Source organism: Streptomyces sp. 4N509B, from assembly GCF_052245655.1.
GTDB lineage: Bacteria > Actinomycetota > Actinomycetes > Streptomycetales > Streptomycetaceae > Streptomyces.
In genome coordinates, this window is record NZ_JBQQBZ010000024.1 from 33219 (window position 1) to 59006 (window position 25788).

23 protein-coding genes are annotated in these 25788 nt (G+C 75.2%); 4 read left to right on the plus strand and 19 right to left on the minus strand.

The genetic code is table 11. From position 1 onward, the window contains the following. The first annotated feature begins 68 nt into the window (after positions 1–68). The gene (locus ACTWP5_RS21155) at positions 69–359 is read left to right on the plus strand and encodes a hypothetical protein (RefSeq protein ID WP_443222614.1); all 291 of its coding nucleotides are present in this window, start codon (positions 69–71) and stop codon (positions 357–359) included. A 315-nt stretch (positions 360–674) separates the two neighbouring features. On the opposite strand, the gene ACTWP5_RS21160 is transcribed toward ACTWP5_RS21155, so the two are convergent. The 18 genes from ACTWP5_RS21160 to ACTWP5_RS21245 form a co-directional block, all read right to left on the minus strand. Next, positions 675–1313, minus strand: coding sequence for a VanZ family protein (locus ACTWP5_RS21160; RefSeq protein ID WP_443222615.1), 639 nt, complete (start codon positions 1311–1313; stop codon positions 675–677). Positions 1314–1442: 129 nt separating this feature from the next. Continuing rightward, the gene (locus ACTWP5_RS21165; RefSeq protein WP_443222616.1) at positions 1443–2081 is read right to left on the minus strand and encodes a hypothetical protein; all 639 of its coding nucleotides are present in this window, start codon (positions 2079–2081) and stop codon (positions 1443–1445) included. 270 nt (positions 2082–2351) lie between these two features. After that, positions 2352–3041, minus strand: a complete 690-nt coding sequence (locus ACTWP5_RS21170) for a GAF domain-containing protein (protein ID WP_443222617.1) — start codon at positions 3039–3041, stop codon at positions 2352–2354. Next, the gene (locus ACTWP5_RS21175) at positions 3016–3624 is read right to left on the minus strand and encodes a GTP-binding protein (protein WP_443222618.1); all 609 of its coding nucleotides are present in this window, start codon (positions 3622–3624) and stop codon (positions 3016–3018) included. Before ACTWP5_RS21175 ends, ACTWP5_RS21170 begins: the two co-directional genes overlap by 26 nt. Next, positions 3602–3982, minus strand: coding sequence for a DUF742 domain-containing protein (locus ACTWP5_RS21180; protein WP_443222619.1), 381 nt, complete (start codon positions 3980–3982; stop codon positions 3602–3604). Before ACTWP5_RS21180 ends, ACTWP5_RS21175 begins: the two co-directional genes overlap by 23 nt. Positions 3983–3991: 9 nt before the next feature. Then, positions 3992–4417, minus strand: a complete 426-nt coding sequence (locus ACTWP5_RS21185) for a roadblock/LC7 domain-containing protein (RefSeq protein ID WP_443222620.1) — start codon at positions 4415–4417, stop codon at positions 3992–3994. 114 nt (positions 4418–4531) lie between these two features. Next, entirely contained in the window at positions 4532–6157 is a 1626-nt protein-coding gene (locus tag ACTWP5_RS21190) for a sensor histidine kinase (protein WP_443222621.1), read from the minus strand. A gap of 521 nt (positions 6158–6678) precedes the next feature. Beyond that, positions 6679–7992 (minus strand): PP2C family protein-serine/threonine phosphatase, encoded by a 1314-nt coding sequence (locus ACTWP5_RS21195; RefSeq protein WP_443222687.1) that lies wholly within the window; start codon positions 7990–7992, stop codon positions 6679–6681. A gap of 77 nt (positions 7993–8069) precedes the next feature. After that, the gene (locus ACTWP5_RS21200) at positions 8070–9410 is read right to left on the minus strand and encodes a sugar ABC transporter permease (protein ID WP_443222622.1); all 1341 of its coding nucleotides are present in this window, start codon (positions 9408–9410) and stop codon (positions 8070–8072) included. Further along, positions 9403–10191 (minus strand): ATP-binding cassette domain-containing protein, encoded by a 789-nt coding sequence (locus ACTWP5_RS21205; RefSeq protein ID WP_443222623.1) that lies wholly within the window; start codon positions 10189–10191, stop codon positions 9403–9405. Before ACTWP5_RS21205 ends, ACTWP5_RS21200 begins: the two co-directional genes overlap by 8 nt. Positions 10192–10200: 9 nt before the next feature. Further along, a complete protein-coding gene (locus tag ACTWP5_RS21210) occupies positions 10201–11277 on the minus strand; it encodes a substrate-binding domain-containing protein (RefSeq protein WP_443222624.1) in 1077 nt (358 codons plus the stop codon). Between the two features lie 77 nt (positions 11278–11354). Beyond that, positions 11355–12068, minus strand: a complete 714-nt coding sequence (locus ACTWP5_RS21215) for a histidine phosphatase family protein (protein ID WP_443222625.1) — start codon at positions 12066–12068, stop codon at positions 11355–11357. Further along, entirely contained in the window at positions 12065–13111 is a 1047-nt protein-coding gene (locus ACTWP5_RS21220) for an NAD(P)-dependent oxidoreductase (RefSeq protein WP_443222626.1), read from the minus strand. The genes ACTWP5_RS21215 and ACTWP5_RS21220 overlap by 4 nt, the downstream gene beginning before the upstream one ends. Next, positions 13108–14691 (minus strand): FGGY-family carbohydrate kinase, encoded by a 1584-nt coding sequence (locus tag ACTWP5_RS21225; protein WP_443222627.1) that lies wholly within the window; start codon positions 14689–14691, stop codon positions 13108–13110. Before ACTWP5_RS21225 ends, ACTWP5_RS21220 begins: the two co-directional genes overlap by 4 nt. Then, on the minus strand, positions 14684–16240 hold the full coding sequence (locus tag ACTWP5_RS21230) for an FGGY family carbohydrate kinase (protein WP_443222628.1): 1557 nt from the start codon (positions 16238–16240) through the stop codon (positions 14684–14686). Before ACTWP5_RS21230 ends, ACTWP5_RS21225 begins: the two co-directional genes overlap by 8 nt. Before the next feature lie 250 nt (positions 16241–16490). Continuing rightward, positions 16491–17285: a DeoR/GlpR family DNA-binding transcription regulator gene (locus ACTWP5_RS21235; RefSeq protein WP_443222629.1), complete on the minus strand. Its 795-nt coding sequence runs from the start codon at positions 17283–17285 to the stop codon at positions 16491–16493. Positions 17286–17384: 99 nt separating this feature from the next. After that, positions 17385–19355: an AMP-dependent synthetase/ligase gene (locus ACTWP5_RS21240; RefSeq protein WP_443222630.1), complete on the minus strand. Its 1971-nt coding sequence runs from the start codon at positions 19353–19355 to the stop codon at positions 17385–17387. A gap of 136 nt (positions 19356–19491) precedes the next feature. Next, the gene (locus ACTWP5_RS21245) at positions 19492–20808 is read right to left on the minus strand and encodes an acetyl-CoA C-acetyltransferase (protein ID WP_443222631.1); all 1317 of its coding nucleotides are present in this window, start codon (positions 20806–20808) and stop codon (positions 19492–19494) included. A 151-nt stretch (positions 20809–20959) separates the two neighbouring features. On the opposite strand from ACTWP5_RS21245, the gene ACTWP5_RS21250 reads away from it, so the two are divergent. Together ACTWP5_RS21250 and ACTWP5_RS21255 are read left to right on the plus strand one after the other, a co-directional pair. Continuing rightward, a complete protein-coding gene (locus tag ACTWP5_RS21250) occupies positions 20960–22366 on the plus strand; it encodes a 3-oxoacyl-ACP reductase (RefSeq protein ID WP_443222632.1) in 1407 nt (468 codons plus the stop codon). 4 nt (positions 22367–22370) lie between these two features. After that, on the plus strand, positions 22371–23309 hold the full coding sequence (locus tag ACTWP5_RS21255; protein WP_443222633.1) for a MaoC family dehydratase: 939 nt from the start codon (positions 22371–22373) through the stop codon (positions 23307–23309). 50 nt (positions 23310–23359) lie between these two features. Here ACTWP5_RS21255 and ACTWP5_RS21260 read toward each other — a convergent pair whose 3' ends face one another. After that, a complete protein-coding gene (locus tag ACTWP5_RS21260; RefSeq protein WP_443222634.1) occupies positions 23360–24673 on the minus strand; it encodes an MFS transporter in 1314 nt (437 codons plus the stop codon). 147 nt (positions 24674–24820) lie between these two features. On the opposite strand from ACTWP5_RS21260, the gene ACTWP5_RS21265 reads away from it, so the two are divergent. Beyond that, positions 24821–25783 carry an aminoglycoside phosphotransferase family protein gene (locus tag ACTWP5_RS21265; RefSeq protein ID WP_443222635.1) on the plus strand — a complete coding sequence of 321 codons (963 nt, stop codon included), beginning with the start codon at positions 24821–24823 and terminating at the stop codon, positions 25781–25783. The last annotated feature ends 5 nt before the right edge of the window (positions 25784–25788 follow it).

A 25788-nucleotide genomic window follows, 5' to 3' on the forward strand; every position in this document is an offset into this window, starting at 1 on the left:
ATGCCCCGGCTCGGGGGAAGCGGAGGGGGTGGGAGGAGGCGTTTATCCCTTTCGTTCCCGGTAAGACGATGTCCATGTCAAGAATTCCGAGACTGAGTGCGGCGGCGGCGACAGCCGTCGTGGCCGACATCGTCGCAGGCATCATCGGACTCTGGATCATGCTGTACGTTCTCGAAGCCAATCGCGCGAACGGCTTCGTCGACCTCGTCCACGACGCGGCCGACTGGCTCGCGGGCTGGTCGCGCGACATGTTCGTCGTTGAGCCCGACTGGTGGCGGGTCCTGCTCAACTACGGGATCGCCGCCGTGGTCTACCTGGCGGTCGGGCACGCCGTGGCCCGCCTGGTGAAGCGGGCCTGAGGTGCTGGTGCGGGCCTCGTACGGGTGCCGAGCGCCCGTCCCCGCGCCCGCGCCGGGCCGCCGTGCGTTTCCGCGGGCACACGGCGAAGGGTGCCGCGTGGAGGACGGGGAATTCCGCCGACCGTCTGACCGTCGAATTCCGATCACGGTCTCGGTCATCGTCCCGAAATCTGTTTCTGGTGCAGGTGTCGATATCCGGCGCGGAGGGGCGCACGTCGAATTCCGTCCGTGATCGCTCACCACGTCGCTCACCAAGGGGAAGCAGGGTTTCCCGGTCCTCCCGGTCCTTCCGGTCCTCCCGGCGCGCCGGGCGGGTCACGCAGCCCGCCGGCCGCGCCGGGTGAGGCGGTGCCAGAAGTGGCGGCGGCGCGGGTGGACCGCACGGCCGAGGCGGCGGCCCAGGAGGAGGGACCCGAGGAGGGCGCCACCGGCGTTGAGGATGACGTCGTCGATGTCGAAGGCCCGGCCGGTGATGACCGTCCCCTGCGCCACCTCGACCACGACCATCACCACGGCGGTGAGCACCACCACGCGCAGCAGCCCTCGGGCGCGCGGGGCCAGCACCGGCAGCAGCACCCCGAACGGCACACCGAGGAGGATGTTCCCACCCAGCTGCCGGACGGTGTCGACGAAGGCCGGCTGCTCCAGGTACTCGCGGATGGAGGCGCCCGGCCGCAGGTTGTTGTGGGTCAGCGGTTCGGAGGCGGTGGAGGTCTCCAGGGTCAGGCGGGCGAGCACCACGGCGAAGGCCACCATGGCGGCGAACGCCAGCAGCATCGCGAGCACGCGCACCACCGGCGGCGCCGGGGGGCGTTCCGCCGGCCGCCCCCGGGACCTCCTCCCGGCGGCGGCGGGGGCCGGGCCCGCCTCAACCTCCGCCGTACGCGCTCCCGTCGCGGGTCGACCCCTGCGCGCGGCGTGGGGACCACGCTCGCTCGGCGGTCGCCGGGTCATGGCGTGAACCTTCTCTCGGCTGTCGGTTCTCGGCGGTCGGTTCTCGGTCCCGGCTCTCGGCCTCGTGCCCGGAACGTGGCGGAGCCGACGGGCGGGTGCTTCGGCTCGCGGTGGCGAACCGGGGGCGCGCTACGGGCGGAGGGCGGAGTGCCGCGTCCGAGGAGGGCGGGGCGCCGGCCGTCGGCCCGGGGGCCGTCGACGGGGAACGACACGGCGGGGCCTGGTCCGACGGTGGGGCCGCTCGGTCACCAGCTGTTCGAAGAGGCCCTGGGCGCCGGCGAGGGCTCCACGCAGCTCGGACGTCCTCCCCTCACCCGCGCGCACCCGGTCCGCCGCCGCGCACAGCTCGCGGAAGCCGTCGAGCTGCTCGGCGTGCCGCACGGACAGGGCGTTGCTCGTCTGCTCCACGTCGCCGTGGGGGATGCCGCGCTCCCTCGCGAGGCGGAACATCAGCCCCTCGGCCTGGACAACGGCCGTGGCGGGGGCACTCGGCCACCGGGCGTGTATCTCGGACCACTCCACCTCGTACCGCTGGCGCGCGGCCGGGTCCAACTCCCGCAGCGGCAGGTCTCCGTACCGGTACAGCCGCTCGCTCAGCTCCCTGCGGGCGGCCCTGACATCCCCCTCGTGCCGCCTGACGGCCCGTGTGAACTCCGGACCGAAGCGGCGGCGCAGCGCGCGACTGCTCTTCAGCACGGTGGGGAGGAGGACGAGCGCCGCGATGGCGGCTGCGACGGCACCCAGGATGATCGCTGTCCCGGCGGACATGATGGTCTCCTTCCGGCGGTGGCTCCCTCTCGTGAGGCGGACGTTACTGTTTCGTTACCCGACTTCGTCGAGCCTAACCGTCCGTTGTGACAAGGAGTGACGCCGTTCGCCCCCCGGCTCGTCCCCCACGCGCGTGCCCGGATGCCTGACGCGCGGCGCCACCTGCGGCGATGGCGGCGTCGTCGGAACGGGCGGGCGTGCCGAGGCCCCACGTACGTCGGTGATCTCACGCTCCGTCACGGTCCGTGGGTCGGCGCTGCCCCCGGGTGCTCAGGCCCCTGACGGCCCGTCGTCGCGGAACTCGCCGCTCTGGATGCGCTCGGTCAGCTCCGCGGCCAGCTCCTTCACGACGGCCAGGCCCTCCCGCCCCCAGCGCCGCGGCTCGTGGTCGACGACCCAGATCGTGCCGAGCGCGATGCCCGAGGGGTCCATCAGCGGGGCGCCGAGGTAGGACCGGACGTTCAGCAGGTCGACGACGGGGTCCACCGAGAAGCGCGCGAAGTCGTGGATGTCCTCCAGCACCAGCGCCCTGCGCCGCGCCACCACGTGCGGGCAGAAGGCCATCTCCGAGGGCAGCGCCCGCTCCTCGGAGTCGGCGCCGTCCTCCCGCCCGGCTCCGGACTCGGCCGGCGGCGGGGCGGCACCGTCCTCGGGGACCGGGGGCTCCTCGCTCGGCGGGGCGTGGAGACCGGCGAAGTACTGCCCCCGGTCGTCGATGAGGTTGACGCCGGCCAGGGGCGCCTCCATCCGGAGCGCGAAGTCCCGCGAGACGGCGTCGAACGCGGGGACGGGCCGGCGGCCGCCGATCCCCAGCTCCGCCAGCCGCCTGGCACGCGCCGGCCCGTCGGCGTCCCGGGGACGCAGCACCAGGTGGCGCAGGGCGATGCCGGCCTCGTCGCCGTGGGCGAGTACGGCGGCCGTGGCGCCGCCGACCTCAGCGGGGCTGGACGGCGTCGTCATGGGATCTCCTACTCTCGATGAGGTGTTCCACCAGGCGCACCAAGACCAGGATGCCGGAGCCGGCCACGCGCGCGTCGCACACCACGACCGGGACGTCGGCGCCCAGGTCGAGCGCGTCGCGCACGTCGTCCGGCCGGTAACGGTGGGCCCCGTCGAACTCGTTGACCGCCACCAGGAAGGCTATGCCCCGGCGTTCGAAGAAGTCCACCGCGGCGAAGCAGTGGTCGAGCCGGCGGGTGTCGGCGAGGACGACCGCGCCGAGGGCCCCGACCGACAGCTCGTCCCACAGGAACCAGAAACGTTCCTGGCCCGGCGTCCCGAAGAGGTACAGGATGTGCCCCTGGTCGAGGGTGATGCGGCCGAAGTCCAGGGCGACCGTCGTGGTGGCCTTGTCCTCCACCCCCTCCAGGCGGTCGGTGGCGGCGCTGACCTCCGTGAGCAGCTCCTCGGTGCTGAGCGGCTCCGTCTCGCTGACCGCGCCGACGAACGTCGTCTTGCCCACGCCGAAGCCACCCGCGACCACGATCTTGAGCGCCGTCGGCAGCGTGGGCACCGGCGGCTCAGAGTCGTTTACGGAGGCCATCCAGCACCGCCTTCAGTAGTCCGATGTCGATCATGTCGTGCTGCTGTGGCGCCGGGACGAACGCGCGGGTGGTGACGGCGTCGAGCTCGACCAGGTCGGACAGCAGCACCTTGACCACCGCCGCCGGCAGCCGCGTGTGGGCGGCGATCTCCGCCACGGTGACGGGCCGCCGGCACAGGTCGAGCACCTGGGCGTGACTCAGCCCCAGCGTGGTGTCCCCGGCCCGGCCGGTGGCCACGACGAGGTCCATCAGGTCGAACGGCGTCGAGGGCCTGGTCCGTCCGTCGCTCACCGCGTACGGACGGATGAGCTGCCCCGCCGCCTCGTCGAGCCACGGCTCGCCGCCCCGGTCCCGCATCCGTCCCCGCTACCCTGGCGGCTGCCGGTCGGGCTGCCGGTCGGGCGTCGCCAGGTGTGGCCGGACGCTCTTGATCAGCATCGCCATCTCGTACGCCAGCACCGAGGCGTCCGCCTCCCGTCCCGCGATCACCGCCAGGTACGTGCCGTGCCCGGCGGCGGCGACGAACAGCAGCGAGGTGCTGAGCTCGGTGACGATCTGTCGGACGTCGCCCCCCGAGTCGAAGCGCTTGCCCGCGCTGCGGGCCAGCGAGTAGAACCCGCTGGCCAGCGCGGCGAGGTGCTCGGCGTCGTTCCGTTCCAGGCCGTGCACGGCCCTGACCAGGCCGTCGGAGGACAGCAGCAGCGCGCTGCGGGTGTGGGGGACGCGCTCTGTCAGGCCGCTGAGCAGCCAGGACAGGTCCTTGTGCTGGTCCGGTGAGGGCTCACGCGCCATGGGTGTGTCGCTCCTTCGTTTTCACTTTCCGCCTGGGGCTCCCCGAGGTGTCGACGTCCGCCGTGCTCGCGTGTCCTCTGTCGCCGGGCGGACTCACGTCTGCCTCACGTCTTCTCACGTCTGCCGCGCGTCGTGCGCGCCGTGGTTCGGGGCCTCCTCGGCCTGCCGGAAGCCGTCGCGGAACGCGGCCAGCAGCCCCGGGTCGTGCGCCACGTCCTCCGGCGCGGGGTCGCCGGTGACCGGGGCGTCCCGCAGCTCGGACGTCAGGTGCTCCTGGCGGCGGCGCCTGGGCAGCGGGGGCGGGGAGTCGGCGGGGGAGGTGGACGGGGCCTCACCTGCCGGCCCGTCCGTCGGCCCGTCCGTCGGCCCGTCCGCTGCCGTCGGCTCCACCGCGGGCCGTGCCGGGGCCAGGGCCGGGGCGGGGCCGACGGGCGGGTCGGGGAGGAGGGCGTCGGCGGGCGCGTGGCCGGACGGCCCGACGGACGGCGCGTCGGCGGACGGCCCGGCGGTCGACCGCCCGGTGGTCGACGCCTCACCCAGCACCGCGTGCGGCAGGACGAGCACCGCCTGCGTGCCGCCGTAGATGTTGCCCTTGAGCTCCACGCTCAGCCCGTGGCGCCGTGCCAGGACGGACACGACGTAGAGTCCGATCCGGCCGTCCAACAGCCGCTCGTCGAGCGGTGCCCGCGCCGTGGAGGCCAGCAGCGCGTTCAGCCCGCTCCGGTCCGCCGCCGCGATGCCGAGGCCCCGGTCCTCGACCTCGATCGCCAGGCCGGCCGTGACGGGCTGCGCGCTCAGCAGCACCCGGGTCTGCGGCGAGGAGTACGTCGTGGCGTTCTCGGCCAGCTCCGCGAGCAGGTGGACCACGTCGGCGACGGCGTGGCCGCGCACGGTGCCCTCGATGGGCGGGACCAGCTTGACCCGCCAGTACTGCTCGATCTCGGAGACGGCCGAACGCAGCACGTCGGCGACGCTGACGGGCCGTGTCCACTGGCGGCGGGCGACGGCGCCGCCGAGCACCGCCATGTTCTCGGCGTACCGGCGGACCCGGGTCGCCAGGTGGTCGACCTGGAACAGGCCCCTGAGCAGTTCGGGGTCCTCGACCTGGTTCTCCAGCTCGTCCAGGAGCGCGATCTCGCGGTGCACCAGGGACTGGAGGCGGCGGGCGAGGTTGTCGAGGACGTCGAACCGCGCCTGCTCCGCCTCGCCGCGCGCCTCCTCGCCCCGGGGGCGGGAGACCCCGCCGGCCGTCGCCAGCTCCCGCAGCGCGGACCTGGCCGCGCGGCGGGCGGCGGCGATCTCCTCGGTGAGCCGCCGCAGTTCGCGGTCGCGCGAGGCCGCGGGGCCGGCGGCGTCGACGGCCGTGTCGATGTCGAGGGTCACGTCCTGGGGGAACGTCACCTGCTCGCCGCGCGCCAGGCGCCGCAACGACGCCGCGCTGTCGGCCTGGCCGCGCGCGGCCAGGCGGCCCAGCTCGGTGAGGAGTGTCTCCCGTCGCGCGGCGGCGCGCGTGTGGACGACGGCGGCGAAACCCGCCGCGCCCACGACGGCGACGGTCACCAGGGCCGCTAACCCGGCCACGGTCCAGACGGCGGACTCACCGACGCCCGTCAGGCTGCCCCGGCCCGCCACCACCGCGGCCGAGGCCACGGCGACCACCGCGACGACGCCGGCCGGCACGGTGGCCAACAGCACGACGCGGTGGCGGGATATGGCGGACGGGACTGACGATTCACCCATAACTTCCCACATCTGCCCACTGGTTGATCGGTCTGGGCAACATCTTGGCGACGGGAGTGCGCTGGAGGACTCTACTCGGTGTGGCGCCCCTGTGTGAGATGAGTCACCGGACGGTCGGCCCTGTCGCGTGGAGGTCTGGCGAGGCTGATGTGTGCGGCGGATGTACGCCCAGGTGGGAGGGGGTGAGCCGCCGGGAGGCGGGAGGGTCGGGAGGGAGCGGCCGGGGAAGCGGCGGCCAGTGAAACGGCGGAAGGAAGGCTCGGAAGAGAACGGTGGGAAGAGAACGGTCAGAAGAGGGCGGTCAGAAGAGGACGGTCAGAGAAGAGGGGTAGCCAACGAGGTCGGCTACCCCTGTGGGACCGGGTCAGTCGCCGTCGAGCTCCACGTCGACGCCCAGCTCCTCCAGCGCGTCCTCCGCCGCGTCGGCGACCTCGCCGAACGCGTCGTCGAGGACCTCGTCGAACGCCTCTTCCATGACTCCTCCTGATCGTCAAGTACCAAGAAAACAGGGCAGGTTGATGCTACGCCGGGCCTCCGTGTCGCGTTGTGGGGGTCCGGACGGCGAGGATGGCCATGTCGTCGTGTCCGTCTCCCGGATGGTGGCTGGCCAGGGTGTCCACCAGGTCGGGCAGCGGGAGATCGACGTGGGCGGTGGCGAGGGCGGCGAGCTCGGCCAGGCCGTCGTCGATGCTCGCGTGGGCGGCGTTCTCCACCAGGCCGTCGGTGACGAGGACGAGGGTGGCGCCCGGCGGGAACGCGTGGGTGTGGTCGGGCCGGTCGAGGGAGGAGTCGACGCCCAGCGGAAGGCCCGGGTCCTCGGTGAGGTACTCGGCGTGGCCGTCGGCCGTGACCAGCAGCGGCGGCACGTGGCCGGCGGAGCTCCACCGCAGCGCCCACCCGTCGACTCCGGACTCGATGCGGACCAGGCAGGCGGTGGTCACCGGCAGGTCGGTGATGGTCAGGAGGGTGTGGTCGAGCCGGGCCAGGACGGCGCTGGGCGGCTCCCGTCGTTCGAAGAGCAGGGCCCGCATCATGCTGCGGGTCTGGGCCATGGCCGCCGCTGCGCTCAGGTCGTGCCCGACGACGTCGCCGATGATGATCCCCACGGCGTCGTCGGGCAGCAGGATCGCGTCGTACCAGTCACCGCCCAGGCGGCCGGGCTCGGCCGCCGGCTGGTACGCGGCGGCGGCGGTGAACGGCGTCAGGTCGGGCAGGGTCGGCAGGAGCAGCCGCTGGAAGAGCTCGGCGCTGTCGCGGACACGGGCGAAGAGGCGGGCGTTCTCGATGGCGATGCCGGCGGCGCCGGCCAGCGCCACGATGACCTCCTCGTCCTCGCTGTCGAAGGGCCGGCCGTCATGCCGCTCGGAGAGGTACAGGTCGCCGTAGACCTCGCTGCGGACTCTGATGGCGACGCCGAGGAGGGTCCGCATGCTCGGATGGCCGGGCGGGAAGCCGACGGATCCCGGGTGGGCGCGGATGTCGTTGACGCGCATGGGCTCCGCGGCATGGATCACCTCTCCGAGGACGCCGGCGCCGTGAGGGAAGTCGATCCCGGCCAGGGCGGCGCGCTCCTCGTCCGACAGGCCGGCGGTGATGAACTGCTCCAGCTGCTCGCCCGACTCGTCGAGCACGCCGAGCGCGCCGTAGCGGGCGCCGACGAGGTCCATGGCGGTGGTGACGATACGCAGCAGCAGCGACGGCAGTTCGACCTCGCGGCTGATCGCCACCACCGCGCCGAGCAGGCCCTCGACCCGCCGCTTGGCCTCGGTGAGCTCGCGCAGGCGCTCCTGCTCCCCGCCGAGCTCGTCGCTGTCGTGTACCGCCACGTGACGCAGCGTAGGGAAGGGGAGGGGTGGCCGGGGGACGGCGCGCCCGGGCTCCCACCCCGGCCGTCACGCCGTCGACCGTGCCGTCACGCCCGGCCGTGTGCCGCGCGGGAGCGGCGGGCGGCCGAGTCCAGCGCCACCGCGAGGGCCAGGACCAGCCCCGTGATGATGAAGCGGAACGACGAGTCCAGGTCCAGCAGCGTCAGCCCGTTGGATATGGACTGGATCACCAGGATGCCCAGCAGGGCCGCGAACGCCCCGCCCCGCCCGCCGAAGAGGCTCGTGCCGCCGATGACCGCCGCCGCGATCGCGTTGAGGTTCACGTCGCCCGCGCCGCTGGCCTGGTTGGCGGCGGCCAGGCGGGACGCGGAGAGCAGCCCGCCGAGGGCGGCCAGCGAGGAGCACAGCACGAAGGCCGACACGTACGTCCGCCGCACGTTGATGCCGGCGCGACGGGCCGCCTCCGCGTTGCCGCCGACCGCCAGCAGCGAACGGCCCCACGCCGTCCGCGTGAACGCGTAGTGCATCACCAGCACCAGGATCACGAAGCTGACGAACATCCAGCCGAAGCCACGGGCCCGGTTCAGGTACCAGGCGGCGAAGCCGAGGCCGAGCAGCACCGCCACGCTCCGCGCCACCAGCAGCCGCGTCGAACGGGCCGACAGGCCGGCCGCGCGGCGGGTCCTCGCCAGCGTGTGCCCGGTGACGAAGAGCCAGCCGGCGGCGACGACGACCAGCGCGTAGCTCAGCCAGGCCGGGACGAACGCGAGCTGTGCGAACTCCACGAGCGGCGAGTCGTAGGGGATGTTGATCGCGCCGGTGTCCCCGAGGAGGTAGAGCTGCACGCCGAGGAAGCTGAGGAGCCCGGCGAGGGTCGCGACGAAGCTCGGGACGCCGAGGCGGGTCACCATCTGGGCGTACACCCAGCCGATGGCGCAGCCGGTGCCGATGGCGGTGACGATCGCCAGCGGCAGCGGCCAGCCGGCGTCGACGAACGTGACGGCGGTCAGCGCCGCCGACAGGCCGCTGACCGAGCCGACGGACAGGTCGATCTGCCCCACCAGCAGCACGCAGACCACGCCGAGCGCGATGACGCCGACGGGGACGCTCTCCATCAGCAGGTTCACCAGGTTCGCGCTGGAGAGGAAGACGGAGTTCAGCGACTGGAAGACCACGCAGATCACGAGGAGGCCGGCGAGGATCGGCAAGGCGCCGAGGTCGCCGGAGCGGACGCGGTCGGTGAGGGCGGACAGCGCGGCCCGCGCGCCCCTGCCCTGGCGCAGCCGCTCGTCGATCAGGTCGAGCGGGGTGGCGGCGGCGGCCTTCTGGGTCCCTGCGGACCCGGTGGCCCCTGCGGACCCGGTGGCCCCTGCGGCCCCAGTGGCTCCGGCGGCCCCAGCCGCCCCCGGGGATCGGGCGTCAGTCATCGGCGGGCTCCTCCCGGCGGTTGGGGCGGCGCGGGAGGGCGGTGCCCGTGGCCCCGACGATCGCCGCGACGATGTCCTCGGAGGAGACGTCAGCGGTCGCGAAGACGCCGTTGTTGCGGCCCAGCCGCAGCACGGCCACCCGGTCGGCGACCGCGCGCACGTCCTCCATGTTGTGGCTGATCATGATCACGCCGAGCCCACGGTCGCGGAGGCGCTCGATGAGGTGGAGCACCTCCGCCGTCTGCGCGACGCCGAGGGCGGCGGTCGGCTCGTCGAGGATGATGACCCGCGGGTCGCCCAGCAGCGAGCGGGCGATCGCGACGGTCTGCCGCTGCCCGCCGGACAGGGCCGCCACCGGCACCCGCACCGACGGGATCTTCGCCGACAGCTGCCGCAGCAGCTCCCAGGAGCGGATCTCCATCGCGACCTCGTCCAGCCGCGCCCGGCGCAGCTCCCGGCCGAGGAAGAGGTTCTCGACGATGTTGAGGTTCTCGCACAGCGCCAGGTCCTGGAAGACGGTGGCGATGCCGAGGGCGTGCGCGTCGGCCGGGCTCGCGATCGTCACGGGACGGTCGTCGAAGGTGACGGTGCCGGCGTCCGGGCGGTGGACCCCGGCGAGGACCTTGACCAGCGTGGACTTGCCCGCGCCGTTGTCGCCGACGAGGGCGAGGACCTCGCCGGCGGACACGTCGAGGTCCACCTCGGTGAGGGCCGCGACCGCGCCGAAGTGCTTGCTGATGCCCCGCAGGGACAACACGGGTGAGGATGAGGAGGCTGCCATCGCCACGTCCTAGCCGACGTCGATGCCGGCCGCCGCGCAGGCGTCCGCGTACTGGGGGGTGCAGACGTCGGCGGGCGTGATCTGCTCGGACTCGGCCAGCACCTCGGCGATGTTGTCGAGCGTCACGACCGTGGGCTCGAAGAGGCGCGAGGGCGTGTCGAAGAGGGTCGTGTCGCTCTCGGGCGTCTCGCCCTGGACGAACTGGTACGCCACCTCGGCCGCCGCCTCCGCGACGATCTTGATCGGCTTGGAGATGGTGTTGTACTGGTCGCCCGCGACGACGCGCTGCGCCGCGGCCACCTCGAAGTCGTTGCCCGTGACCGGGGGAACGCCCGCGCCCGCGGCCTTGAACGCGGCGATCGCGCCGCCGCCGGTGCCGTCGTTGGCGGCGACGACGCCGGCTATCCGGTCACCGAAGCGGGTGATCTGGCCGCTGACCCACTCCTGCGCGTCCGCCGGCGCCCAGTCGGGGGTGTCGTACTCGGCGAGCAGTTCGAAGCGGCTGTCGTCGATCGCGTTGTGGATGCCCTGCTTGATGAGGCCGGCGGCGGCGTCCGTCGGGGAGCCGTTGACCTGGAGCAGGCCGCCCTGCGCGCCGGTCTCCTCCAGGTGCGCGACGAGGGAGTCCCCGATGCTCTCGCCGATCGCCTCGTTGTCGAAGGAGATGTAGAAGTCGGGCGGGGTCTCCAGGACGGGGCGGTCGTAGGCGATGACGGGGACGCCCTGGGCCCGCGCGGTGTTGACGACGCTGGCGGCGGCCGTGGAGTCGACCGGGTCGATCACGATCACGTCCACGCCCTGCGCGAGCGCCGAGTCGGCCTGCTGCTGCTGGCGGGAGGCGTCGGCGCGGGCGTTGTTGTAGATGACCTCGCAGCCGGGGCACAGCTCCTTCATCCGTGCCTCGAACAGCGGGCTGTCGTACAGCTCGTAGCGGGTGGAGGCGATGTCCGGCATCAGGAACGCGATCTTGGCGTTCTCCGGGTCGCCGCCCCCGCCACCGGCGCCTTCGGTGCCCTCGGAGGAGCAGGCGGTCGCGGTGGCCAGGGCCAGGAGGGCGGTCGCCGTGACGGCGAGGGGTCGGCGCATGGCGGGGGTCCTTTCGGCTTCGTCTTCGTCGAGCGGTGGGGTCGGGGAGCGGGGGAGGTCAGCGGGCCGTGGCGTCGTCAGGCCGTGGCGTCGTCAGGCCGTGGCGGTGCCGGGGAGGGGGTGACGAGGCGTCGGTTGAGGGAGAGGAGGGAGACGGGGAGCGTCGGGTCTGCGGGGACGGCCAGTTCGGTGACGGCGACGTTGTCCAGCCGGGGGAGGATCCGCCGGTAGGCGGCGACGGGCAGGCCGAGCAGTGAGCACAGCGCGAGCCGCAGCAGCGTGCTGTGCGCGACGACGAGCACCGGGTCCGTGCCGCGCCGCCCGTGTCGGCCGGCGACCGCGCGCAGCGCCGCCGCCGCCCGCGCGGCGGCGTCCAGCGGCGGCTCTGCGCCGGGGAACGGGTTCGCCACCGGGTCGGCGACGAAGCGGCGCACCAGCTCGGGGTCGCTCGCCGCGACCTCCGCGCGGGTGCGGCCCTCCAGCTCGCCGAAGTCGACCTCGCGCAGCTCCGGCACCACCTCGACCGGCAGCCCGAGGGCCTCGGCGGCCGGCGCCGCGGTGCGGACGGCGCGGCGCAGCGGGGAGCTGACGACGGCCCGGACGCCCTCGGCGGGCGCCGCGTCGGCCAGGGCCGCGACCTGCCGCAGGCCGTTCGCGGTCAGCTCCGGGTCGCTGCGCGCGCCGGCGTACCGGTTCTCCCGGTGCCACACGGTCTCGGCGTGCCGCACCAGCAGGAGCCGGCCCACGCCGCCGCCGTCCGTCCCGCTCACGCGGTCCGTGCCGTCCGTCACGGGGTCACCGCCGGCGGGTTGGCGTGGTGCAACGGCGGCTCGCCGCGCAGCCAGCGGCCGGCCTCGGCCGCGACCATGCGCGCCGCGCGCCGCGCGACCATGCGGCTGGCGCCCGCCAGGTGCGGCGTCAGCACGAGGTTGGGCGCCCCGCGCAACGGATGGTCCGCCGGCAGCGGCTCGACGTCGAACACGTCCAGTCCCGCGGCGAACAGGTGCCCGCCGTGGAGGGCCGCGGCCAGCGCCGCGTGGTCGACCAGGCCGCCACGGGCGCAGTTGACCAGCACGGAGCCGCGCGGCATCGCCGCCAGCTCGGCGCCGCCGATGAGCCCTCTCGTCTCGTCGGTGAGCCGGGCGTGGAGCGACACCACGGAGGAGGAGGCGAGCAGTTCGGGCAGCTCCACCCGCCGCGCCCCCGGCGGCAACGTCGCCGGGTCCACGTACGGGTCGGCCACCAGCACCGTCGCGCCGAGCGCCACCAGCGCCGCCGCGACCCGCCGGCCGATGGCGCCCGCGCCGACGAGCCCGACCGTGCTGCCCGCGATCTCCAGGCCCGTCTCGTCGTACGCGTACAGCCCGCTGTCCCAGCGGCCCGCGACCGTGCCGGCGTGCGCCTGCGGGATGCGGCGCATGGCGGCGAGCATCAGGCCCAGGGTGTGCTCGGCGGTGGACTCGGCGTTCCGGCCGGGGGTGAAGGTGACGGCGACGCCCTGCTCGGTGGCCGCCGCGAGGTTGGCGTTGACCGGGCCGCCCCGGGAGACGGCGAAGAGTTCGAGGTCGGGGCAGGCCGCCAGGACGCGGGAGGTCAGCGGCGCCATCTGGGTCAGGCAGACCCGCACCCCGGAGAGCGCCTCGATCAGCTGCTCCTCGGTGCCCGACGCCTCGTCGACCTCGGCGACCCGGCCGAACGGCACGTGGGGCCAGGGCAGCTCCAGCTCGCGGACGTCCCAGGCGGCGGGGTCCGTCTCGGCGTGGAGCGCCTCGACCAGGAGCCGGTTCAGCACGAAGTGATCGCCGGCGGCCAGCACCGGAATCGGTTCGGTCATGGTCGTTCCTCTTCTTCCGTCGCCTGGTCGCGTTCCGTCGCCTGGTCGAGGTGGGTGGGGGAGGGAGGGGGGACGTGGGTGGGGGGTGAGAACCGTGGGTCGAGCCAGCCGCGTTCGACGAGGCGCGCGAGAAGGTCCCGGTAGGGCTCCTCGTGGGCGGCGCTGCGCGCCGGGTCCGGCGTGAGGGTGCCCTCCAGCCGCACCAGGCGGCGGGCCGCGCCCGGGATGTCGCCGCCGAGCGCGCCGGCCGCGAGGACCGCCATGCCGAGCGCCGGCTCCGGGTTCGACGGCAGCCGCACGGGCACGCCGAGCACGTCGCACCGCAGCTGGTTCCACCACGGGTTCCGGGCCGCGCCGCCGGTGAACGCGACGGGGCCGCCGACGTCCGAGCCGGCCGCCGCGAGCACCTCGAAGGAGAGCCGTTCGACGTACGCCACCCCGGCGCAGACCGCGGCGAACACCTCGGCGGGCTCGGCTCCCGGAGGGAAGGCCATCGGGCCGTCGCCGAGGAAGCCGCGGGCCGTCGGCGCCACGAACGGGAAGCGTTCGCCGTGCCCGGCCAGCGGATAGCACACCGGCAGCCGGCGTCCCTCCCGCTCGACGCGCGCCGCCGCCGCCGTCAGCGCGTCGAGCGCGCGGGCGTCGGCGTCGGGGAAGAGCAGGCGGACCGCGCCCGCGCCCGTGCTGGAGGCGCCGCCGGGCAGCCACAGCTCGTCGTGGGGCGCGCGGTGGGAGTAGACCGCGCCGGTCGGGTCGTGCGGAAGCGAGGCGCTGACGCCCTTGAGGGCGAGAGTGGTGCCGAGGACCGAGTTCCACTCGCCGACGCCGAGCGCCCCCGCCGCCAGCTGCGCGGCGCAGCCGTCGGTCATGCCCGCGACGACCGGGGTGCCGGCGGGCAGCCCGGTGCGGGCGGCGGCGGCGCGGCACACCGTCCCGAGCACGGTGCCCGGCCGCACCACCTCGGGCAGCGACGCCGGGTCGAGTCCGAGCCGCGTCAGCACGGCCTCCGGCCACCGCTCCGCGAGCAGGTCGTAGCCGGTCTTCAGGGCGTGGCTGGAGTCGCTGGCCACGGGCCGCCCGACGAGCGCGGCGGTCACCACGTCCGGCTGGTGCGCGAACCGCACACCGCCCGTCAGCAGGCCCCGATCCCGCCACCACAGCAGCTTCGGCAGCGCCCAGGCCGGCTGCATGCGGTACCCGAGGCGCTGCCACAGCCCGGCGCCCGCCCGCTGCGCCTCGGCCGCCGCGTCCGTGCCCGCGCGGCCGTCGTCGTACATCAGACCCGGCGTCAGGGGGGTGCCGTTGGGCCCGGTCAGCAGGCCCGTGCCGGAGGTGGCGCACACCGCGAGGCCGCCGACCGCCCGCAGGGAGGCGGGGTCGAGCGCCGTCGTCAGCGCGGCGAGCGCCTCGGCCGTCCGCTCCCACCAGCTGGCCGGGTCCTGTTCGTGGCGCGGTCCCTCGCGGTGGCTGCGCAGCGGCCGGGAGGCGGCGGCCAGCGTGGCGCCGTTCGCGCCGTCGACGGCCAGGGCCCGCACGCTCTGCGTGCCGAGGTCGACGCCGATCCAGACGGGCTCAGGCATCGGCGCGCCAGCCCGTCCAGCGGCTCGCGGCCAGCTCGCGCGTGGCGAGGAACTCGGCGTGGTCGCGGTCGTGGACCTCGCGCGCCTCGGGCGACGGCTCGCAGCGCCGGCGCCGGCGCACGAGGGCCGCCGCGGCGGAGGACAGCGAGGGGTGGTCGCCGAGCGCGGTCAACGCGAAGACCAGCGCGCCCTTGGCGCCGACCTGGCTGTCCTCGGTGGTGACCGTCTCCACGCCCGTGACGTCCGCGATCAGCTGGCACCACAGCGCGCTCGCCGCGCCGCCGCCGCACAGCGCCAGCTCGGCGGGCCGGTGCGGCGCGGCGGCCAGGCAGTCCCGGATGACGTGCGCCAGCCCTTCGAGCACGGCGCGGGCGAGGTGCTCGCGGCGGTGGGTGAAGAGCAGGCCGGTGACCAGGCCGCTGGCCGACGGGTCGAGGAACGGCGCCCGCTCTCCCGCGGGTGAGAGGTACGGCAGCACCCGCAGCCCGTGGGAGCCCGGCGGCACGCGGGCGGCCAGCTCCGACAGCTCCGCGTGGTCGCGCAGGCCGAGCAGCTCGACGGTCCAGTCGAGGACGCCGGTGCCGGCGAGGGTGGGGAAGGCGCGCATCAGCAGCGGCGGCGCGCCGAAGTCGAGGGTCAGGCCCGCGGGCTCGCCGTCGGTGTCCAGCGCGGCCTGGTCGACCAGGATCTCGGTGCAGAGCGTCGTGCCGAGGACGCAGGTGGCCTGGCCCGCGGCGGTGGTGCCGTTGCCCAGCGCGGTGGTGACGATGTCGTACGGCGCGAGGACGACGGGCGTGTCCGGGGGCAGGCCGAGGGCTTCGGCGGCGTCGCCGGCCAGGGGGGCGGTGCGGTCGGAGCCGGTGAGGAGGGGCGGCAGGAGCTCGCGGTGCTCGGTCAGGCCGTAGGCGGCGAGGAGTTCGTCCGAGTACGCCGGCCCGCCGCCGCGCCCTGCGGCGTTCCCTCCCGCGGCGTCCCGTTCGGCGGCGCCGCGCAGGTCCAGCCAGGGGGCCGAGGCGTCCGACGGGTCGAGGCCGAGCACGCCCGTCAGGCGCAGGTACAGCCAGCCGCCGCAGGTCAGGACGGCGTGGGCGGCGGCGAGGGCGTCCGGCTCCTCGACGGCGAGGGCGCGGAGGATCGCGTTGGGCAGGCCGGCGTTGGTGAGCGAGGCGTTGCGGCGGAAGGCGCGCTCCAGCACACCGTCGGCGCGCCAGCGGCGGACGAGGTCGGCGGCGCGGGCGTCGTTCCACAGCACGGCCGGGCGGACGGGCCGGTGGGCGCGGTCCACCAGCCACGCGCCGTCGCCCTGCGCGGTGAGGGCGAGGAGCCGCACGGGCGGCGCGCCCGTCCGCTGGTGGGCCTCGCGGACGGCGCCGACGACGGCGGCCCACACCTCGTCCATGTCCTGCTCCGCCCGCTCCGGGCGCGGGTGGCGCACGGCGGTGTCGCGGTGGGCGACGACGAGTTCCCGCCCGGCGGCGTCGAAGACGACCGCCTTGATGACCGTGGTGCCGGCGTCCACGCACACCGCGACCGGTTCGTTCAGCGCCATTGCCAAACCCTCTCGGAGCGAGCCAGAAGCACCGGTATGAGACCGCGCCCCGCAGAAGATCGCAACTTTTAACACTGACGGTGTGTCACCTCAGCGGGCATGTGTCGAAAGCCCAGGTGAGAGGAGTGCGTGGAGATAACGAACGGGTCACGGAGCGGTCGAACTTCACATGACATCGCATCGCCGACGGCGAGCGGAGGTGACGGGAACGGCCGGGAGCCGGCTCCGCCGCGATCGGGAGGCCGGGCGGTCAGGCGGCGACGGGCACCACGTCGACGCGCGCGCCCCTGGCCCGCAGCTCGCGCACCGTCTGCCGCGGAGCGCGGTCGTCGACCACCACCCGGTCGAGGCCACTGACGGCCACGAGCCGGTGCGGCGCCCTGCGGTCGAACTTCGTGTGGTCGATCAACGCGACGCTCCGCGCCGCCGAGGCGATCAACGCCCGCCGCGTGATCATCGTGTTCAGCGACTGGACGTAGCAGACGCCCTCGACCACCGCCGTCGTGGACAGGAACAGCACGTCGGGCCGGAAGTCCGCGGCGGCCTCCGCCGTCGCCTGGCCGAGGAAGGAGTCGTACGACGCGTCGTACCGCCCGCCGAGCCCCACCAGCTCGATGCCCGGCTGGGCCGCCAGCGCCCGGATCACCGGCAGGAAGTGCGTGACGACCGTCAGCGGCGCGCGTTCGGGCAGCAGCCGCGCCAGCATCAGCGAGGTGGTGCTGTCGTCCAGCGCGATCACCTGCCCCGGCTCCACCTCGCTGGCCAACGTCTCCCGCGCGATGGCCTCCTTCGCCTCCACCTGCGCCTGCATCCGGTGTTCGAGGTCGCCGTGGAAGGTGGTGGTCGGGGCGCTGGTCGCGCCGCCGCGCACCTTGTGCAGGAAGCCGCGCCGCTCCAGCGCGTCGAGGTCGCGGTGGACGGTCATGATGCTCACGCCGTAGCGGCGGGCCAGCTCGTCCACCCGCACGAAGCCGGCCTCGGCCACCTGCCGCCGCATCGCGACCCGGCGCAACTCCGGGTTGCGCCGAGCGCCTTCGGCGGCCATCGGATCCCTCACCACGAAGCCCAGCATCGCACGCCCCCGCCCCGCCCGTGCGGGCTTCGCGGCCCTCCCCGGCCCCTCCCGGCACACCGTCCCGGGGTGCTACGTGTACAGCCGGGCGATCTCCGTCGCGTAGGACGTCGCGACCGCGTGGCGCCTGACCTTCAGCGACGGCGTCAGCAGCCCGTTCTCCTCGCTGAACTCGCCCGGCACGATCACGAACCTGCGGATCGACTCCGCCCGCGACACCGCCTCGTTCGCGTAGTCCACGGCCCGCTGCACCTCCGCCCGCACCTCCGGGTCCTCGCACAGCTCCGCCACCGGCGTGTCCACCGGCCGCCCGCGCACCGACAGCCAGTGCGCCACGGCGTCGGCCTCCAGCGTCACCAGCGCCGCGACGTAGGACCGGTTGTCGCCGACGACCATGCACTGCCCGACCAGGGGGCGGCTGCGCAGCCGGTCCTCCAGCAGGCTCGGCGAGACGTTCTTGCCGCCGCTGGTGACGAGGATGTCCTTCTTCCGGCCGGTGATCGTCAGGTACCCCTGCTCGTCCAGCCGCCCGAGGTCGCCCGTGGCGAACCAGCCGTCCTCGCCCAGCGCCTCGCGCGTGGCCGCCGCGTTGTTCCAGTACGAGTCGAACACGATGCCGCCGCGCACCAGCACCTCGCCGTCGTCGGCGATCCGCACCTCCGTGCCGGGAACCGGCTGCCCCACCGTGCCGGGCCGGGGCGCCAGCGGCGGGATCAGCGTCGCGGCCGAGGTGGTCTCGGTCAGGCCGTACCCCTCGTAGACGAGGATGCCGCAGCCGTAGAAGAAGAGGTTCAGCCGCCGGTCCAACGGCGAGCCGCCGCTGATCGCGTACCGGATCCGCCCGCCCAGCGCCGCCCGGATCCGCCGGTACACCAGCAGGTCGTACAGGCCGCGCGCCAGCCGCAGCCCGAGGCCGGGCCCCGGGCCCGTCCCGAAGTACGCGCGCAGCGAGGCCTCCGCGTACGCCACCGCGACCCGCTCGGAGCGGTCGAAGGAGGCGCCGCGCCCGATGCGTTCGGCCTGGGCCCGGCCCGTGGCGTGGATCTTCTCGAAGACGTACGGCACGCCGACGAGGAAGGTGGGCCTGAAGGAGGCGAGCTGCGGCCGCAGCTCGTCCGGCTTCACGCTGGGGCAGTGGCCGATCTCGATCCGGGCGGCGAGACAGGCGATCTGGATGGTCCGGCCCAGGATGTGCGCCAGCGGCAGGAAGACGAGCGTCGAGGCCGCCTGGTGGGTGACCTCCACGAAGACGGGGTGGAGCAGTTCGACGAGGTTGGCCGCCTCGGCGTGGAGGTTGGCGTGGGTGATCACGCAGCCCTTGGGGCGGGCGGTGGTGCCCGAGGTGTACACGACGGTCGCGACGTCGTCGGGGGTCAGGGCGGCCCTGCGGGCGGCGAGTTCCGACTCGGGCACCTCCCGGCCCAGTGCGGCGAGCCGCGCCAGCGCGCCCGCACCCGCCTGCGCCTCGCCGCCGTCCCCGGTCCTGCCGGTCCCGCCGTCGGTCCCGTCGCCGTCGAGGCGCCACAGCGGCCGGCCGTCGATCACCGGCTCGGCCGTCGCGGCGTGCTCGGCCGTCTCGACGACGACGAGCCGCACGTCCGCGTCCCGCACGATCCACGCGACCTGCTCGGCCGAGGAGGTGGGGTAGATCGGAACGGTCTGACCGCCCGCCGCCCACGTCGCGAAGTCCAGCACGGCCCACTCGTAGCGGGTGCGCGACATCACCGCGACCCGCCCGCCCGGCTCCAGGCCGGCGGCGATCAGGCCGCGCGCCACCTCCGAGACGTCACGGGCGAACGCGGCGGCGGTCAGCGGCTCCCAGCTCCCGTCGCCCGCCGGCCGCCGCACGACGACCGCGTCGGGCGCCTCCTCGGCGTTGGTGAACGGCAGCTCGGCGAGGCTGCCCTTCGCCAGCGGCGCGACGAGCGCGGAGGTCCGCGCCTCGCGGACCGTGCCGTCGGCGTCGCGCTCGACCTCGACCGTCACGCGGTCGGCCAGGTCCGGGCGGCGGCTCGCCCTCTTCAGATCACGGCGGGCACCCACGTCGTGTCACTCCTTCGTGGCGTCGTCGGGGTCGGTCGGGGTCGGTGGGTTCGAGGGAGTCGTGGCGGCCGGGTGGCCTCGACGTCGGCTGCGGCGGTCGCGTGTGGCGGTCACGTGCGGCTGTCCCGTGTGGCGGTCACTCCACGGCGGCCTCGGGCGCCTGGAGCAGCGCCGTCACGCCCTGCCCGCCCGCCGCGCAGATCGAGACCAGGCCGCGCGCCCCGCCGCCGCGTTCGCCGAGCAGCTTCGCGAGCGTGGCCACGATGCGCCCGCCCGTCGCGGCGAAGGGGTGCCCGGTGGCGAGCGAGGAGCCCGTGACGTTGAGCCGCGCGCGGTCCACCGCGCCCAGCGGCGTCTCGCGTCCGAGCCGCTCCTCGCAGAACGCCGGGTCCTCCCAGGCGGCCAGGGTGGCCAGCACCTGGGAGGCGAACGCCTCGTGGATCTCGACCAGGTCGAGGTCGGCCAGGGTCAGCCCGGCCCTGTCCAGCAGCCGGGGCACGACGTAGACCGGCGCCATCAGCAGGCCGTCCTCGCGCGGCCGGTCGGTGAGGAAGTCGACGGCGCCGGTCGCCACGTGCGTGAGGTACGCCAGCACGGGCAGGCCGCGCTCGGCCGCCCACTCCTCGCTGGCCAGCAGGACCGTCGCGGCGCCGTCCGTCAGCGGCGTGGAGTTGCCCGCCGTCATCGTCTCGCCGAAGACCGGCTTCAGGCGGGCGAGCCGTTCCGGCGTGCTGTCCGGCCGCAGGTTCCCGTCCCGCGTCACCCCTCGGAAGGGCGTCAGGAGGTCGTCGAGGAAGCCGCGCTCGTAGGCGGCGGCGAGCCGCTGGTGGCTGGTGGCGGCGAACGCGTCCTGCGCGGCGCGGTCGATGTCCCAGGCGGCGGCGGTCAGCGCCGCGTGCTCGCCCATCGACAGGCCGGTGCGGGGCTCGGCGTTACGCGGGATGTCCGGCACGACGTGCCGGGGCCGCACCCGGGTGAGGGCCCGCAGCCGGCCGCCGAGCGAACCCGCCCGCCGGGCGCCCAGCAGGACGCGGCGCAGCTCGTCGTTGAGGCCGAGCGGCGCGTCGCTCGCGGTGTCGACGCCGCCGGCGACGCCGCACTCGATCTGGCCGAGGGCGATCTTGTTGGCGACGAGGATGACGGCCTCCAGGCCGGTGCCGCACGCCTGCTGGACGTCGAACGCCGGGGTGCGGCTGTCGAGCGCGCTGCCGAGGACGACCTCGCGGGCGAGGTTGAAGTCCCGGCTGTGCTTGAGGACCGCGCCGGCGGCGAACTCGCCGAGCACCTCGCCGGCGAGCCCGAACCGTTCCACCAGGCCGGCGAGGGCGGCGAGCAGCATGTCCTGGTTGGACGCGGTCGCGTAGGGGCCGTCGGCGCGTGCGAAGGGGATGCGGTTGCCGCCGAGGATCGCCACCCGCCGGCTGCCGGAGCCGAGCGCCTGCGCCGCTGTCATACCGTCGTCCCCACTTCCGTGCCGGTGCCGGTGTCGGTGTCGGTGTCGGTCCGCGTGTCCGTCCGCATGTCCGGTCCCGTCCCCGCTTCCCCGAGCCGCATCGCGTTGCTTAACCTTTCAGTAGACTTACCCTCTGGTAGGGAGGATTGCAATGGCCGATCGCTATCTCGCCTTCGCCAACAGCCGCGCGGGCCGCCTCGTCACCCGCCGCCTCGGGCTGCCGCGCCCCGTCGAGCTCGCCCGCCACCAGGCGGGCGCCGCCGTCGCCCGGGGTCCCGTCGTCCTCGGCGGCGCCCCGGGCGCCGACGGCGACGGCGACGGCGGCGGCCGGCTGACCAAGGCGCTCCGCGCCGCCCTGGAGTCCTGCGACGCCCGGGTCGTCGAGACGTCCCGAGACGTCGAGACGTCCCCGGCCGGCGAGAACGCCGAACGGCCGGGCGCCCTCGTCTTCGACGCCACCGGCATCACCGACAGCGAGCGGCTGGCCGAGCTGCACGCGTTCTTCCACCCGCGCATCCGTAGCCTGACCCCCTCCGGCCGGCTCGTCGTGCTCGGCACGCCGCCCGAGCGGGCCGCCACCCGGGCGGAGGCCGTCGCGCAGCGCGCGCTGGAGGGCTTCGTCCGCTCCGCCGGAAAGGAGCTGCGCGACGGCTCGACCGCGCAGCTCGTCCTCGTCGCCCCCGGCGCGGAGGACACGATCGAGGCCACCCTCCGCTTCCTGCTGTCGGCCCGTTCCGCCTACGTCTCCGGCCAGGTCGTCCGCCTCGGCACGGGCCCCGACGCCGCTCCCGCGCCGGCCCCCGCCGACTGGGACCGGCCGCTCGACGGCCGCACCGCCCTCGTCACCGGGGCTGCCCAGGGCATCGGCGCGGCCGTCGCCGAGACCCTCCACCGCGACGGCGCCCACGTCGTCTGCCTCGACGTCCCCTCCCAGGCCGAACCCCTCACGCGGCTCGCCGAACGGCTCGGCGGCACCCCGGTGCTGCTCGACGTCACCGAACTGACCGCCGAGAACGCCGCCGAGCGGCTCACCGAGGCGGCCGGCGGCCTCGACGGCCTCGACGTCCTCGTCCACAACGCGGGCATCACCCGCGACCGGACGCTGGGCCGCATGGACGCCCAGGGCTGGCGGCAGGTGCTGGAGGTCAACCTCGCCGCCGTCGAGCGCATGACGACCGGCCTGCTGCCCCTCCTGCGCGACCACGGCCGCATCGTGTGCACCTCCTCCATCAGCGGCATCGCCGGCAACCCGGGCCAGACCAACTACGCGGCCAGCAAGGCCGGCGTCATCGGCCTCGTCCAGTCCCTGGCCGCCGACGAGACGCTCGCGGCGCGCGGCGTCACCGCCAACGCCGTCGCCCCCGGCTTCGTCGAGACCCGCATGACGGCCGCCATGCCGTTCTTCCTGCGCCAGGCGGGCCGCCGCCTCAACAGCCTGAAGCAGGGCGGCCAGCCCGTGGACGTCGCCGAGGCCGTGGCCTACCTCGCCTCGCCGGGCAGCGGCGCCGTGACCGGCCAGGTGCTGCGCGTCTGCGGCCAGGGCCTGCTGGGGGCGTGACGTCGTGAGCGCAGCCCCCACCGTCCGCGTGCGCACGAGCCCGCCGTCCCTGCTCCCCTCCTACGCCCGCGCGGTCCTGCCGGCGCGGCGCGGCGGCCCGGGGCGCGAGGACGTGCCCCGCCACGCCCTCGTCCTGCGCGACGTGGCGGCGAGCCCCCGCCGCGTCGCCCGCTACGCCGCCGTGTGCGGCTTCCCCGCCGAGGCCGCCCGACGGACGCTGCCCGCGACGTACCCGCACCTGGTGGCGTTCCCGGCCGCGTTGGCGCTGATGACGCGCCGCGACGTGCCGTTCCCCGTACTGGGCCTGGTCCACCTGGCGAACACCGTCGAGCAGCGCCGCCCGATCGGCGTCGCCGAACCCCTCACCTACCACGTCTCCCTCGGCGGGGCGCGGCCCCACCCGAGCGGCGTCGTGTTCGACGTCGAGGCCGGGGCGGAGACCGCCGAGGGGGAGAGGGTGTGGCGGTCGGTCAGCACCTACCTCCACCGCGACCGCCGCCCCGACAGGGCCACCCAGGCGCGCCGCCCGAGCCCTCGCGTCGGCGCTCCCGAGGCGGAGGGCGTCGACCACGAGCCGTGGCCCGTCCCCGCCGACACCGGCCGCCGCTACGCCGCCGTCTCCGGCGACCGCAACCCCATCCACCTCCACCCGCTCACGTCCCGCCCGTTCGGCTTCCGCCAGCCCATCGCCCACGGCATGTGGGCCAAGGCCCGCTGTCTCGCGGCGCTGCCGGACCCCGGTGACGCGTTCACGTTCACCGTCGAGTTCCAGCGCGCGATCCGCCTGCCGGCCCGCGTCGTCCTCCGCGCCCACCCCGACACCGGCGAGTTCGCCCTGCTCCCCGCCGGTCGCCCCGACGCGGCCGCGGCCGCGGCCGAGACCAAGGCCGAGGCCGACGCCCGGCCCCACCTGACGGGCCGGGTGCGCGTCACCCCGTCATAGCCGTCTCCTCCGGCGCGCCCACGGACGGCGGGCGAGGGGCGCGCGACCGCTCACGGCTCCCGCTCCGCCGGCGCGCCCCTGTCCTCCTCCCCGGTGGACGGACGGGCCGGCGCACCGCCCCCGGCACCGCCCGCCGCGTCGTGCCCGCCCGCCGCAGGGCCCCCGTGCCCGCGCGCCGCCGCGCGGTCCCACCAGGCGGGCACGAGGGCCGTCAGCGTCAGCAGCGTGGTCAGGACGAACGCCCAGGGGTAGCCGGTCAGGCCGGCCACCGCGCCGAAGCCGACCGCGCCGACGCCCATGCCCCCGTCGTAGGCGACGTTCCACAGGGCACTCACCGTCCCGTACCCGGAGGCCGGGACCCGGGAGTACATCAGCGTGATCGTCGCGCTCTGGGTGATGCCGAAGCCGATCCCGAACACCGCCGCGCCCGCGACGACCGCGACGGGCACGCCCGTGAGGGCGAGGAGCAGGATGCCGGCGGCCGAGACCACCAGCCCCGGCAGGACCAGCCCGGCGGCTCCGCGCCGGTCGGCGCGCCGGCCGGCGAACCAGCGGGACGCGGTCGCGGCGGCCGGCTGCACGAAGAGCGCCGCGGCGACCACGCCGGCGTGGCCCGGCCCCACGGCCAGCGGCAGGAAGGTGACGATGATCCCTGCGCCCACCGCCGTCACCGCGAACACGGCCATGGGGCGGCCGAGCGCGCCGGAACGGGCCCCGGCGAGGATCCCCAGGGGCGGCCCCGGGGCCGCCTCCCGGCCGGGCAGGCCGGGGACGGCGGCGATGGCGACGAGGGCGGCCAGCGCCGCCGCCGTGCAGACCGGCCCGTACCCCGCGTGCGACGCCAGCCAGGCCCCGAGCGGCAGGCCCACCAGCGACGGCACGCCGGCCACGACACCGATCAGGGCCAACCCTTCGCCCCGGCGTTCGGGAGGGATCAGCGACGCCGTCAGCGCCCCACCCGCCACCAGCGTGAACGCGAAGCCGAGCCCCCGGACGAGGCACACCGCCACGATCCACCCCATGCCCTGCGACAGGGGCAGGACCAGCGCCGGAGCACCCAGCAGGAACAGCCCCGCCCCCAGCAGCACGCGGTGGCCACAGCGGGCGGCCAGCCAGGGGGCCATCACCTCGCCGACCACCGTGGCCAGCATCAGCGCACCGGTCACCAGGCCCGCATGGTCGCTGCCCCGGCCCGGCACGCTCTGCGCGTACGTCGGGGCGACCGACAGCAGCAGGAAGAAGCTCGCCGAGGAGCCGACGACCGTCACGAAGCGCAGCAGCAGCGGACGGGTCACCAGGCGCGGGCGAGCCTCGGCCGCCTGGTGCTCGGGAGCCCGAGGTTCCGGATCGACGGATGAACCCATGGGGGGAAGCTAAGGGCGGGCCCGTCGTGTCTGTCGAGCGAGAATCAGCACCGTCGCGTTCCGTCACGCCTCCCGCGCCACCCGTGCCCCCGTGGCCCCAGCGCCACCCACCGCCCGGCCCGCCGGCCCGGCGCGTAGGGTGCCGGGATGGCCGAGACACCCGAGGTTCCCGAGGTTCCCCAGGTACCCGAGATACCCGAGGCGTTCGCTCGGGGCACCGTCGAACGTGAGGGAGAGCGCGGGGCGGCGTGGCTGGCCGAGCTGCCCGGGATCGTCGCCGAGCTGCTGGAACGCTGGGGCTGCGTGCCCGACGGCCCGGCCGCGCACGGCGCCGTCGGCCTCGTCCTCCCCGTGCGGCGGCCGGCCCGGGACACCGCCGCCGTGCTCAAGGTCTCCTTCCCCCACCCCGGCAACGTCCACGAGCCGGACGCCTTCGCCACGTGGCGCGGGCGCGGCGCCGTCCTGCTCCACGAACGCGACGACGCGCGCTTCGCGATGCTGCTGGAGCGCGCCCACCTCTCGACCCTGACCGAGGTCGCCGACGGCGACGAGGTGCTGACGGTCGCCGGCCGGATCAGCCACCGCCTCGCCGTGCCCGCGCCGCCCGGCCTGCCCCGGCTGAGCGAGCGGGCCGACGCCTGGGAGGAGCAGCTGCGCAGCGACGCCGCCGAACTGACCCACACGATGCCGCCGCGCGTGGTGGACGCCGCCGTCGCGACCGTCCGCGACCTCGGCCGCGAGCAGCCGGACACCCTGCTCCACGGCGACCTCCACGGCGGCAACATCCTGCGCGCCGACCGGGAGCCGTGGCTGGCCGTCGACCCCAAGGGGTACGTGGGCGACCCCGCCTACGACGGCGGCACGCTGCTGAAGTCCCGCGCGCTGACGCTGGTCGAGGCCGACGACGTGGCCGGCGCCGTCCACCGGGCCCTCGACCTGTTCGCCGAGGCGGCGGAGCTCGACCGCGACCGGGTGCGACGCTGGGCCCAGTTCCACGCCGTCGAGGCCGCGTTCTGGGGCCGCCGCCACGGCTTCCGCGTCGCCCGCGACGGCCCCCGCCGCCACGATTTCACCCTCCTCGCGGACGGCCTGGCGACGCTCCTCGCCTGACCGCC